Source organism: Micromonospora sp. NPDC023888 (assembly GCF_040639415.1).
Taxonomy (GTDB): Bacteria; Actinomycetota; Actinomycetes; order Mycobacteriales; family Micromonosporaceae; genus Micromonospora.
Genome location: NZ_JBEZZW010000014.1, coordinates 50,816 through 62,264, shown reverse-complemented (window position 1 = coordinate 62,264; position 11,449 = coordinate 50,816). Strand labels below are relative to the sequence as shown.

Below are 11,449 nucleotides of genomic sequence, written 5' to 3'. Positions count from 1 at the left end.
CACGGCCCCTGACACGGACTTCGAGCAGGACTGCAACAGATTCGCCCCGACCGGCAATAGTCAGGTGTGACGAGCCAGATACGACCGTCTGACCAGGACCTGTGGTCGACCATCGCAACCGGTGACGAGGTCGCCTTCGGCCGGCTTTTCGACAGGTACGCCCGGGCGGTCTACAACCACGTGTTCCGGCTTACCGGCTCCTGGACGCTGGCCGAAGACGTCACGCAGGCGACCTTCCTGGTCGCGTGGCGTAGGCGCGGCGAAGCGGCGGTCCTGGTGGACGGGTTGGCGTTGCCGTGGCTGCTGGTGGTCGCCACGAACACGACCCGCACCGAGTGGCGCTCGGCCCGCCGGTGGTGGGCAGCCCTGCGGAGGTTGCCACCGGAGCGGGAGGCGGACGCGGACCCGGCCAGCGACATCGTCGCCCGGCTCGACGACGAACGGCAGATGACCAAGGTCTTGGCGGTGGTCCGCCGATTACCTCGCGCGGAGCGGGAGGCGGTTGCCCTGTGTCTGTGGTCCGGCGTGCCGTACGGCGAGGCGGCGACGGTCCTGGGCATCAGCGAAGGCGCGCTTCGTTCACGTGTGAGTCGCGCACGGGCTCGGCTGGCACGGATGGTTACTGACGGCAACAAGCAGGAGGATGAGCGATGAGGGACATTCTCGACACGCCCGCCGAGCGTGACCTGCCGCCCGGCACGGCGGTGCGAATGCGAGCGGACCTGATGACGTCGATCCGCCGGCCTCGACGCCGCAGGACGGTACGACTCGGGATCGCCACCGTGGCGACGGCCGCGGCGGTGGTGGCCGGCGTGGCGATGGTGCCGAGCGGGGACGAGGTGCAGCACCTGGCGATGGGTTCGAGTGAGCTGTCACCGACGCTGCACCAGGTGGTCAAGCAGTGCTTGGAGTGGAACACGCAGATGGAGCGGATTCCACTGTCGATGAACGATGTGGCCGTGGCCGCCGAGCAGGACCACCGTGGCGTGGTGCTGTTCATGACGGACACCGGATATTTCACCTGCGAGGTCTGGATGCAGCCGCACAGGGAGATCAGTGGGGGCGCCAACGGTGAACGTGTCTGGCCGCAACGGGACTGGTTGCCTGGACCGGTCCAGCGGCTCCTGGTCATGTCGACCGAAGTCGACGGGGGCGACGTCGCGGTGACCGGCCGGGTCAGCGCCCGGGTGCAGCGGCTGGTGCTGGAACACGGCGACGGGCAGACGACCGCGGCGCGGTTGGTCAACGGGGTGTTCGGCCTGCTCACCGATGATGCCAACGTCACCAGGAGCGCCGAGTTGGTCAGCTACGACGTCAACGGAGTGGAGATCGACCGGCGACCGCTGTTTCGTCCGTCGGACGAGTTCGATCACTGTTACGTGGACTCCTCCGGCACCCTCGTCTACGGCAAGCCGGGAGCTGACTGCCGACCCGCCGAGCCCTGGGGGCGATAGGCAGGCCGGGCGCACTCAGGTCACTGCCCGTGCCCGTCCGGCCGCGAAGCACTGCCCAACTGTGTGTGGCGGTTGAGGAGTTCCCGCAGCGCGTTGATTTCGGCGGTCAACGCGGCCTGCCCCTGCTCGGTGATCCTGATCCAGGTCTTGGGCCTGCGCCCGTGGTAGCCCCGGTCGATCCGGATCAGCTCCGCCTCCTCCAGCACGGCGAGGTGCCGGGAGAGGTTGCCTGCGGTGAGTTCGAGCGCGTCGCGGAGGTAGGCGACCTCCACCTGCTCGGCCTCGGCGGCGATGGTGAGGATGCCGAGTCGGTTGCGCTGGTGAACGGTGTCGCTGAGCCCGTTCGTCGGGTGCCCGCCGGTGCCGGTGCTCATGTCGACCTCTTACCGGTGGTGAAAAGAGCGATGATGCCACCGACGAGCAGGATCGGTGCGGGCAGCAGGGCCGCCAGCAGGAAGCTGTAGCGGTTCAGGTCACCCGGCTGGAGGTCCGCGGTCTGGAAGTAGGCGTTCACGAGGACGACCGCGACGACGTAGCACAGGGTCACGGCCGTCAGGCCGCGACTGCGTTCCAGTCGGGCCAGGACCAGTAGCCCCACCGCGATGACCAGGTGCGGGACCATACCGCGATGGGAGACGCCCAACAGCGGTGTGGTCACCCAACTGGTCGCGTTCGACAGCGCCGTCGCCGAGTTGAGCAACAGGAACCGCAGCACGATCGGCAGCACGAGCCCGACCAGCGTGCCGACGATGCCGGCGACGACGTACGCCCGGGTCGGCGTCTGCACACCCACCCGCGCGCCGTGCCATCGGTACCAACCGAGGCTGAGCAGGTAGCCGCCGATGAGCGCCACCAGCCAGTACCACCCGAGGGCCGCCGAGCGTTCGAGGAAGTCCCCGCCGAGGCCGGTCAACGCGGGATTGTCCCGGGTGGCGCGCAGGGCGGGTGATTCGACGGACTCCACGTACAGGGGTGCCGCCGCCACCATCAGGAGACCGGACAGCAGGAGCGGCAACCAGTAGGCGTGCCGGGTGACCCGGGTGCGCCGCCGGAGCGCGGCGACCGACGCGAGGAGTTCGCCGGGGGTGTCTCTGCTGTCCGGCGCGGTGCTCGGCTGCTCCGACACGGTGACCTCCAGGTCGTCTCCGAAACTGCAATACCAATAGGTTTGCATCGCAAACCAATCTGCGCAAGAGTTCCGTGGATGACGACGTCTGCCCGTATCGACAGTGGTTGTTCCGCCGGAGCCATGGCCCGACTAGGGTCCGGCGTGGAGGTGGTCCGTGTTCACCGAAGCCTTTCCGATCGTGACGACACCTGACCTGCCACGACTGATCGGGTTCTACCGGGACGTGGTCGGCTTCGAGCTGACCTACCGGTTCCCCGCCGACGGCGTTCCGGAGTTCGTCGCCCTCCGCCTGGGCAACAGTGAGCTCGGCCTGGCCGCCAACCCGGAGGCTGGCGGGCCGGCCGACGCTCACCGCTGGGAGCTGTGCGTCTACGCCGACGACTGCGACGCCGCCGTGACCGCTCTGCGCTCGGCAGGCGCGACTGTCACCGAGGAGCCGGTCGACCAGCCGTGGGGTGAGCGGTCCGCCCGGGTCACCGACCCGGACGGCAACCGCATGCTGGTGCTGTCCCGCCTGCCGTAGGGGCGGTCGGCACGACGGTCATCGTCGCCAGAACAGGAGATGGGTGACCCCGCTGGGGCTGGGCACCGACTCGAGGTGGAAGCGGTCGAGCAGTTCGTCCGGGCTGTCCCACAACCGCTCGCCCCGGTCGAGATCCACGGGCGCGACGGCGATGTGCATCGTGTCGACCAGGTCGGCCTCGATGAACTCGCGGACGGTGGCGACCCCACCACCGAGGCGGACGTCCCGACCGTCGGCCGCCTGCTTCGCCCGGGCCAGGGCCTCGGCCGGGCTGGCGTCGAGAAAGTGGAACGTGGTGTCGGACAGGCTGAACGACGGGCGCTCGTGGTGGGTGAGCACGAAGACCGGCGTGTGGAACGGCGGGTTGTCCCCCCACCAGCCCTGCCAGTCATGGTTCTCCCAGGGACCACGCTGGGGGCCGAACTTGTTACGACCCATGATCTCCGCGCCGATGTTGCACTCGGCGTCGCGGGTCAGGTAGTCGTCCAGGCCGCGGGTGCCGCCCGGCTCGGTGCGGTACACGAAGCTGGCGGTGGCGGCCCGCCAGGAGAACAGCGCGGTGGGGTCCGCGTGGCCGAAGGGCCGTTCCAGGCTCTGCCCCTCTCCGGTGCCGAACCCGTCACGCGACACGTTGAAGCACTGCACCCGCAGCAGTTGCGGCATGGGCATCTCCTCTCCGGGTTGACCTGTCGGATTCAGTTCGTGGTCACCGTCGAGCCACCGCCGCTGCCCCGATCGTCGAGCACGAGCGGCGCCCGACCGTTCACCGCGTACCGGATGTGGGTGACCTGCGGTGTGTGGATGACCCGGGTCGGCGTCAGCTCGATCGCCTCCTTCTCGCCGAGGTCGAGGTCCGCGTCGAGCAGCCGGAGACCGGTGCCGAGCACGACGGGTACGACGTGCAGCTCCAACTCGTCGAGCAGGCCGGCCCTGAGCACCTGCCGCACCAGGCTGCCGCCTCCGGCCACGGCGACGTTCTTGCCGCCGGCCGCGGCGCGCGCCTGCTCGACGGCGCTGGCCACGCCATCTGTGACGTAGGTGAAGCTGGTGCCTCCGCCGCGCAGCAACGGCTGGCGGGGGCGGTGCGTGACGACGAAGACCGGCGCGCGAAACGGCGGCTCCTCGCCCCAGGGCACCTCACCGCCGTCGGCCATCCGGCGTCCCATCACGTACGCACCGGCGGCCCCGAACGACTCGGCCACGACCTCGGAGTTGGTGTCCTGCTCGCCACCGGCGAAACCCAGTCGTTCACGCCACGCCATCGCCTCGGTCACCCAGCGGGTGACCCGGAAGAACCCGGCGCTCTCCGCCGAGTCCATCCAGTTGCCGTTCCCGTCGAACTGTGGGCCGGCGTAGAAGCCGTCCACCGACACCGACAGCTGTGCGGTCACCTTCGTCATCGCGCCTGGTCCTCTCCTCGGCTGACACCTCACCGTGGGTGTCGCTCACCGAGGAGTCGGAGCCGAACGCCAGCTCCCTACCGGGTCGGACTGTGACGCGCGTCACCTGCCGTTCGGTCCGGTGGGGAGGCTACGACCTTCGGTTGACGATCGCCGCCTCGATCCGCAGACCGAGGCCGGTCAGGATGAGGAAGGTGGCGAGGATGTGCGGCTCAAACCCGCCGTAGTCGGACGCCATGGTGATCAGCGAGGTCATGAAGCCGGCCACCAACGACACCGTGCCGAACGCTCGTACGGTGGCCACCCGCTGCGCCTGTACGTCCACAGCGGAACGGTAGCGGGAGCCACGGCCGCGTGGTGCCCTGCGCGGTGCCGCACCGAGTCAGCCCCCGAGTTGCCTGTTCAGCAAGGTGCCCGAGGGGCCGAAGCCGTGGCGGCGGTAGAAGCGCACCGCACCGTCGTTGCGGTGGTGGATGCCCGCGGACAGCCTCGTGATCCCGTTCTCGGTCGCCCACCGGTCAGCCGTGGCGAGCAGCGCCGAACCGACCCCGCGTCCCCGGGCCGTACCCGACACCACCGTGTGGATCTGTGCCGACGGCTCGGGGCGCAGGATCTGGTGCGGCGGCGGTTCGGGTAGGCGCAGCACCTCGACCATCCCCACCACCTGCCCGTCCAGCTCCGCGACGAGGATCGCGTCCCGGCCGGTCCCGTCGGCCAGCACGGTCGTGAAGTGGTGGGCGACCGTCTCGGGCTGCGGCAGTCGGTAGACGTCAGGGGCCAGCGCGAGGTGGGCCTCGGCGTTCGCCAGGCGCAGATCCACAAGTACCGGCACATCTGACAATTCCGCCGGTCGTACCGTCGGTCCGGTCCTCCGCATCACCGCGATGCTAGGGCACCTCCGGCGGGCACGACTAGGCTGGCGATCATGCGGATTGGCATCGTGATCCTGCCGGACCAGCGGTGGGCGGAGGCGCGGCGTCGCTGGCGGCAGGTCGACGAGTGGGGCTTCGACCACGCCTGGACGTACGACCACCTGGGCTGGCGCGACCTCGTCGACGGCCCGTGGTTCGACTCGATGTCCACGCTGACCGCCGCGGCCTCGGTGACCTCCCACATCCGGCTGGGCACCCTCGTCGCGTCGCCGAACTTCCGGCACCCGGCCGCGTTCGCCCGGCAGATCACCACCGTGGACGACGTCTCCGACGGTCGGCTGCTGCTCGGCCTGGGCGCGGGTGGCATCGGTTTCGACTCGGCGGTGCTGGGCGGCGAGACGCTGCCGCCGCGCCAGCGGGTCGAACGGTTCGCCGAGTTCACCGAGTTGCTGGATCTGATCCTCCGCGAGGACGGCACCACCTGGCGTGGCGACTGGTTCGCCGCCGTGGACGCCCGCAACAACCCCGGCTGCGTGCAGCAGCCCCGGGTGCCGTTCGTGGTGGCCGCCAACGGGCCCCGGTCGATGCGGTTGGTGGCGCGTTTCGGTCAGGGCTGGGTGACCACCGGCACGGATGCCGACGACGTGGAGAGTTGGTGGGACACCGTGTCGGCGCTGTCCGCGCGGATGGACCGGACGTTGGACGAGGCCGGCCGCGATCCGGCCAGCCTGGACCGTTATCTCTCGCTGGACGCCGCACCGGTCTTCTCGCTCAGCAGCGCGCAGTTCTTCGCCGATCAGGTGGGCCGGGCCGCCGACCTCGGCTTCACCGACGTGGTGACGCACTGGCCGCGTGCCAGCAGTTGGTACGCCGGCGACGAGGCCATCCTTGCGGACGTGGCGACGCGGTTGCTGCCCGAGCTGCGCGGCTGAGGTGGTCGCGTCAGGTGCCGAGGTCGCCGCTGGACACTCCGCCCTCGCCGCCGGAGACCAGTCGCAGGCGTAGGCAGACGATCGGGGTGTCGCTGTCGACCGGGGTGCCGAGCCGCGCCCAGTAGGCCGAGTGCCCGGCTCTCCACTCCTCGATCGAGCGGTCGCCCTCGCCCTCGGCGTGGGCGAAGTCCCAGGACACGTCCGCGAAGCGGACCACCTCGACCTCGGTGACCTCCACCACGCCGGCCAGCGCGTCGTCGTCGTCGACAATCGCCAACCGTTCGCCGACGTGCTCCAACTCCTCGCCCTGCTCCGCGTACTCGGCGAGCCGGCCGGCTGTCGCGGTCTTCAGACCGGCCAGCACGAGGGTGTTGAGGGTCGCCCGCAGCTCGCCGGGGGTGCCGAGGGCGAGGGTGCGCAGTTCACCGATCCGAGGCCACATCCTGCCGAGGCTAGGCCAGTGCGACCCATACCGCCGCCGCAATACGCCGTCAGGCTGGCAGATCCGCCGCGTTGATCAGGCCGGTGATCCGCAGGTCGGCTGCGACCTCGGGTGGGCAGTCGACGGCCACCACGGCGGTGCCCAGCACCTCGGCGCCACGCGCCGCGCAGATGTCGTAGAGAGCGTGGAGTTGAGCGCCGGTACGCACCCAGTCGTCCACCACCAGCACCCGGTCGCCGGGGCCGAGATGTCGGTCCCGCACGGCCAGGTCGACCCGCCGGCCCCGGTAGTCCGGTGGGCTCTGCGCCCAGGTGAGCGGCCCGGCCGGCAACCGCCCGTCGCCGGGTTTGTAGGCAGCCACGAAGCCGACCCCGAGGGCGGTGGCGGCCAACGGCCCGAGCAGCAGCCCGGTGACCGCCGGGGCGAGCACCACAGTCGGCCGGGCGGCCCGGTACGGCGCGACCAGGGCCGGTCCCAGCTCCACCAGCACCGCTGGGTCCCGCCACCAGCCGGAGATGTCGCTGACCAGGTGGCTGGTGCCCGGACCGGGGTCGATCCACTGGAACAGGGTGGACAGGCGTGCGGTCAGCTCGGCGGGCATCCGCTCATCCTGCGGCACCGGTGGTCGGCGCGTCGGCACCCGGGCCGGCCGGCCCACCCCGGGTCGGATGATCGGCTACACGTACCCGTGCAAATGCGGGCATACCACTATGATCACGTTGACGTCGGAAGTGCTTCTCTCGTTACGGTCCGACCCGGTTTGTTCAGACGACGAAAGGACCGGGCCGGTGGCAGCCAAGCACTCCCGTACCCGCATGTTCTCCTCCCCGGCGGGCATCGTGGCCACCGCGGCGGTCGGCGTCGCCCTCGCGGTCGGGGGCACGGTCGGTGCCGTCCAGTTGACCTCCGGCTCGGGCCAGTCGGAGCAGGTGGCCCTCGACCTCACCCCGACCACCGCTGCGAGCAGCCTCACCCCCAGTTCCCCGGCCGTCTCTCCCACCGCCATCCCCTCGCCGAGCGCGTCCGTCAGCCCGTCGGCCATCCGGTCGCAGCAGGCGGCCTCCCGGGGCAAGACCCGTACCGCGCCGCCGAAGCCCAAGCCGACCGCCAAGAAGACGACAGCGGCACCGAAGGTGCTGGAGAGCGGCTCGTGTGGGGCGTCGTTCTACTCCGACGGCCAGCTCACCGCCAATGGCGAGTCGTTCAACCCGAGCGCCCTGACCGCCGCGCACAAGACGCTGCCGTTCAACACCAAGGTCCGGGTGACCAACCCGGCCAACGGCAAGTCGGTGGTGGTGCGGATCAACGACCGTGGCCCGTTCATCGACGGTCGTTGCCTCGACCTCTCCCGGGCCGCGTTCGCCACCATCGCCTCGGTCGACGTGGGCGCGCTCACCGTCCGCTACGAGGTCCTCGGCTGACCGGGTCGGCGCGCGCCGATTCGGCCGGTCACCCGGGCCGGCCGGACAGAACCTTCTCGGACGACGGGTCAGGTTCATTCACCGGTTCACGTGGATCAGGCAAACTGTCTGTCGTACCCACGCGACTCCTCCAGCCGGGCCGTCGCCCGCTGAGCCCCGGATCCCGCGCCGGCCTCGGCGCGGCCCTTGTCCTGCTCGCGATCGTGTCGGCGGTGGAGGCGGCGGACGGCCGTTTCGCGCACTACGTCGCGCTGCTGTCGGCCGTACCGTTGCTGGCCGCCGCCGTGGCGTCCTGGCCGGTGGTGCTGGGGGTGGGCGCCGTGGCGACCCTGACCGGGGCCGGTTTCGCCCTGACCGAGCCGAAGATGTCGATGATCACCCCGGTCAGCGTGGTCTCGGTCGCGGTCACCACCGGATTGGCGGTGGCGGTGGCGTCGGTCCGGCAGCGGCAGGCGGAGCAGATCGTCGAGCTGACCAAGCTCGCCTCGGTGGCCCAGCAGGCGGTGCTGCGTCCGCTCGGGCCGCAGGTCGGCACGCTCTCGGTGGCGGGACGCTACATCTCCTCCACCGCGACGGCAGAGATCGGTGGTGACCTGTACGAGGCGATCGACACGCCCTACGGCGTCCGCATGATCATCGGTGACGTGCGTGGCAAGGGTCTGGACGCGGTTCGGCTGGCGAGCATCGTTCTCGGCTCCTACCGGCACGTGGCGTACGAGCGGGCCGACCTGCGCGCCGTCGTGGCCGACCTGGACCGCGCCGTGGCCCGCAACGTCGGCGACGAGGACTTCGTGACCGCGGCACTGGTCGAGGAGCGCGGCGGCACGCTCACCATCGTCAACTGCGGGCATCCGGCACCGCTGCTGCTGCGCCGGGGCGCGGTGATCCCGCTGGAACCACCGGCGCCGGCACCGCCACTCGGGTTCATGCCTGTGGTCCGCCCCCGGGTCGAGCGCCTGGAGCCGGGAGACCGGCTGCTGCTGTTCACCGACGGTCTCGGCGAGGCGCGGCGGGATGGTGAGTTCTTCCCCACCGCCGACCGCGCTTGGCGGCTGCTCGGTCACGGCACGGTCGCCGACGGGCTGGCCTCCCTGGAGACCGCCCTGATCGAGTGGGTGCACGGCCGGCTCGACGACGACATCGCCCTGGTCCTGATGGAGTACGTCGGTGCCCGCACCGGCGCGGCGGCGGCCGTCCCGAGTTGGGAGGTCGGCGCCGCCGAGAGCTGACCGGAGCGGGTGTGTAATCGCCGTCACTTGGGTGATCCGCTTGTCGCTGCCTACCCGCGAGTAATACAGTCGGGGTTACTGATCGGTAACACCTGTCCGGAAGCGGGGCCAGCGAGCATGACCCACTACAAGAGCAACCTGCGGGACCTTGAGTTCAACCTGTTCGAGGTCTTCGGTGCCGACCGGTCGTTCGGCCAGGAGCCGTACTCGGATCTCGACACCGACACCGCCCGCAGCTTCCTCGCCGAGCTTGACCGCCTCGCGCGCGAGGACCTGGCCGCCAGCTACACCGACAGTGACCGCAATCCGCCGGTGTTCGACCCGGCCACGCACACCGCGCCGCTGCCGGCGTCGTTCAAGAAGTCCTACCAGGCCTTCATGGACTCCGAGTTCTGGCGGCTCGACCTCCCGCCGGCGCTGGGCGGCACGAACGCGCCGCGCGCCCTCTGGTGGGCCCTCGCCGAGCTGGTGCTCGGCTCGAACGCCCCGATCTGGATGTACGCCTCCGGCCCGTCCTTCGCGCACGTGCTGCACGTCGAGGGCACCGAGCGGCAGAAGAAGTGGGCGAGGCTCTTCATCGACAAGCAGTGGGGCTCCACGATGGTCCTCACCGAGCCGGACGCCGGCTCGGACGTCGGCGCCGGCCGTGCCCGCGCGACCCAGCAGCCCGACGGCTCCTGGCACATCGAGGGTGTGAAGCGCTTCATCACCTCGGGCGAGCACGACCTGAGCGACAACATCGTGCACTACGTGCTGGCCCGCCCGGTCGGGGTGGAGGGCGTCGGTGGCCCCGGCACCAAGGGTCTGTCGCTCTTCGTGGTGCCGAAGTTCCACTTCGACGAGACCACCGGCGAGCTTGGTGAGCGCAACGGCGTCTACACCACGAACGTCGAGCACAAGATGGGCCTGAAGGTCTCCAACACCTGCGAGCTGACCTTCGGCGAGCACGGCGTACCGGCCAAGGGTTGGCTGCTTGGCGACAAGCACGACGGCATCCGGCAGATGTTCATGATCATCGAGTACGCCCGGATGCTCGTCGGCACCAAGGCCATCGCCACCCTCTCCACCGGCTACCTCAACGCCCTCGAGTACGCGAAGAGCCGGGTGCAGGGCGCCGACCTCATCCAGCAGGCGGACAAGACCGCCCCGCGCGTCACCATCACGCACCACCCGGACGTCCGCCGCTCGCTGCTGCTGCAGAAGTCGTACGCCGAGGGTCTTCGTGCCCTTGTCCTCTACACCGCCACCTGGCAGGACAAGGTAGCGATCGCCGAGGCCGCCGGGGACGAGAAGGCCACCAAGCTGGCCAAGCGGGTCAACGACCTGCTGTTGCCGCTGGTCAAGGGCGTCGGTTCGGAGCGGGCGTACGAGATGCTCGGGCACGAGTCCCTGCAGACCTTCGGCGGCTCCGGGTTCCTCCAGGACTACCCGCTGGAGCAGTACGTCCGCGACGCGAAGATCGACACCCTGTACGAGGGCACCACCGCCATCCAGAGCCTGGACCTGATCTTCCGCAAGATCGTCCGGGACAACGGCAAGGCGCTGATGGCGGTCGCCGGCGAGATCCAGGAGTTCATCTCCTCCGAGGCGGGCAACGGCCAGCTCAAGGAGGAGCGGCAGGCGCTCGGCAAGGCGCTCGCCGAGATCCAGAACATCCTCGGTGTGCTCACCGGCTGGCTGGGCGAGGCGCAGGGCGGCGACACCCGCGCGCTCTACAAGGTCGGGCTGAGCAGCCGGCGTTTCCTGCTGGCGATCGGCGACCTGGTGGTCGGCTGGCTGCTCCAGCGGCAGGCAGACGTGGCGCTGAAGGCGCTGGCCGGCGAGGTCACCGCCAGCGACAAGGCGTTCTACACCGGCAAGGTGGCCGCTGCCCGCTTCTTCGCCCGCGAGGTGCTGCCCCGCATCGGCGCCGACCGGCGGATCATCGAGGGCACCGACCTCGACATCATGGACCTCCCGGAGGAGGCCTTCTAGGTCCTGTGCTGGGTCGCACCACCCGGCACTTGCCACGGCCGGTGGGGCTTCTGCCCCGCCGGCCGTCGCCGTC

Annotated in this window: 15 protein-coding genes; 7 read left to right on the top strand and 8 right to left on the bottom strand. The window is 70.2% G+C overall.

What is annotated here, in order from left to right; all coding sequences use genetic code 11:
* Positions 1-66: 66 nt before the first annotated feature.
* Positions 67-654, top strand: a complete 588-nt coding sequence (locus tag AB0F61_RS15185) for an RNA polymerase sigma factor (protein WP_357809187.1) — start codon at positions 67-69, stop codon at positions 652-654.
* Complete coding sequence (locus tag AB0F61_RS15180) at positions 651-1,454, top strand: hypothetical protein (protein ID WP_357809184.1); 804 nt, start codon at positions 651-653, stop codon at positions 1,452-1,454. Before AB0F61_RS15185 ends, AB0F61_RS15180 begins: the two co-directional genes overlap by 4 nt.
* 20 nt (positions 1,455-1,474) lie before the next feature.
* Here the strand turns inward: AB0F61_RS15180 and AB0F61_RS15175 are convergent, their stop codons facing one another.
* Positions 1,475-1,828 (bottom strand): transcriptional regulator, encoded by a 354-nt coding sequence (locus tag AB0F61_RS15175; RefSeq protein ID WP_357809182.1) that lies wholly within the window; start codon positions 1,826-1,828, stop codon positions 1,475-1,477.
* Positions 1,825-2,580, bottom strand: coding sequence for a hypothetical protein (locus AB0F61_RS15170; protein WP_357809180.1), 756 nt, complete (start codon positions 2,578-2,580; stop codon positions 1,825-1,827). The genes AB0F61_RS15175 and AB0F61_RS15170 overlap by 4 nt, the downstream gene beginning before the upstream one ends.
* Positions 2,581-2,761: 181 nt before the next feature.
* On the opposite strand from AB0F61_RS15170, the gene AB0F61_RS15165 reads away from it, so the two are divergent.
* Positions 2,762-3,106, top strand: coding sequence for a VOC family protein (locus AB0F61_RS15165; RefSeq protein ID WP_357809177.1), 345 nt, complete (start codon positions 2,762-2,764; stop codon positions 3,104-3,106).
* An 18-nt stretch (positions 3,107-3,124) separates the two neighbouring features.
* Here AB0F61_RS15165 and AB0F61_RS15160 read toward each other — a convergent pair whose 3' ends face one another.
* The 4 genes from AB0F61_RS15160 to AB0F61_RS15145 form a co-directional block, all read right to left on the bottom strand.
* The gene (locus tag AB0F61_RS15160) at positions 3,125-3,769 is read right to left on the bottom strand and encodes a dihydrofolate reductase family protein (RefSeq protein WP_357809174.1); all 645 of its coding nucleotides are present in this window, start codon (positions 3,767-3,769) and stop codon (positions 3,125-3,127) included.
* A gap of 32 nt (positions 3,770-3,801) precedes the next feature.
* Entirely contained in the window at positions 3,802-4,506 is a 705-nt protein-coding gene (locus tag AB0F61_RS15155) for a dihydrofolate reductase family protein (RefSeq protein WP_357809171.1), read from the bottom strand.
* Between the two features lie 130 nt (positions 4,507-4,636).
* Positions 4,637-4,831, bottom strand: a complete 195-nt coding sequence (locus tag AB0F61_RS15150; protein WP_357809168.1) for a hypothetical protein — start codon at positions 4,829-4,831, stop codon at positions 4,637-4,639.
* 57 nt (positions 4,832-4,888) lie between these two features.
* Positions 4,889-5,383, bottom strand: a complete 495-nt coding sequence (locus tag AB0F61_RS15145) for a GNAT family N-acetyltransferase (protein WP_357809166.1) — start codon at positions 5,381-5,383, stop codon at positions 4,889-4,891.
* Positions 5,384-5,431: 48 nt separating this feature from the next.
* Between AB0F61_RS15145 and AB0F61_RS15140 the strand changes: the two genes are divergently transcribed.
* Positions 5,432-6,310 (top strand): LLM class flavin-dependent oxidoreductase, encoded by an 879-nt coding sequence (locus AB0F61_RS15140; protein ID WP_357809163.1) that lies wholly within the window; start codon positions 5,432-5,434, stop codon positions 6,308-6,310.
* 10 nt (positions 6,311-6,320) lie between these two features.
* On the opposite strand, the gene AB0F61_RS15135 is transcribed toward AB0F61_RS15140, so the two are convergent.
* On the bottom strand, positions 6,321-6,752 hold the full coding sequence (locus AB0F61_RS15135) for an ASCH domain-containing protein (RefSeq protein WP_357809160.1): 432 nt from the start codon (positions 6,750-6,752) through the stop codon (positions 6,321-6,323).
* A gap of 49 nt (positions 6,753-6,801) precedes the next feature.
* Positions 6,802-7,353: a phosphoribosyltransferase family protein gene (locus tag AB0F61_RS15130; protein ID WP_357809157.1), complete on the bottom strand. Its 552-nt coding sequence runs from the start codon at positions 7,351-7,353 to the stop codon at positions 6,802-6,804.
* A 187-nt stretch (positions 7,354-7,540) separates the two neighbouring features.
* Between AB0F61_RS15130 and AB0F61_RS15125 the strand changes: the two genes are divergently transcribed.
* The 3 genes from AB0F61_RS15125 to AB0F61_RS15115 all read left to right on the top strand — a co-directional run bounded on the left by AB0F61_RS15125 (position 7,541) and on the right by AB0F61_RS15115 (position 11,376).
* Complete coding sequence (locus tag AB0F61_RS15125; RefSeq protein ID WP_357809154.1) at positions 7,541-8,173, top strand: septal ring lytic transglycosylase RlpA family protein; 633 nt, start codon at positions 7,541-7,543, stop codon at positions 8,171-8,173.
* Positions 8,174-8,277: 104 nt separating this feature from the next.
* Positions 8,278-9,402 carry a PP2C family protein-serine/threonine phosphatase gene (locus tag AB0F61_RS15120; protein ID WP_357809425.1) on the top strand — a complete coding sequence of 375 codons (1,125 nt, stop codon included), beginning with the start codon at positions 8,278-8,280 and terminating at the stop codon, positions 9,400-9,402.
* Positions 9,403-9,519: 117 nt separating this feature from the next.
* Entirely contained in the window at positions 9,520-11,376 is a 1,857-nt protein-coding gene (locus AB0F61_RS15115; RefSeq protein ID WP_357809151.1) for an acyl-CoA dehydrogenase, read from the top strand.
* Positions 11,377-11,449: the final 73 nt, after the last annotated feature.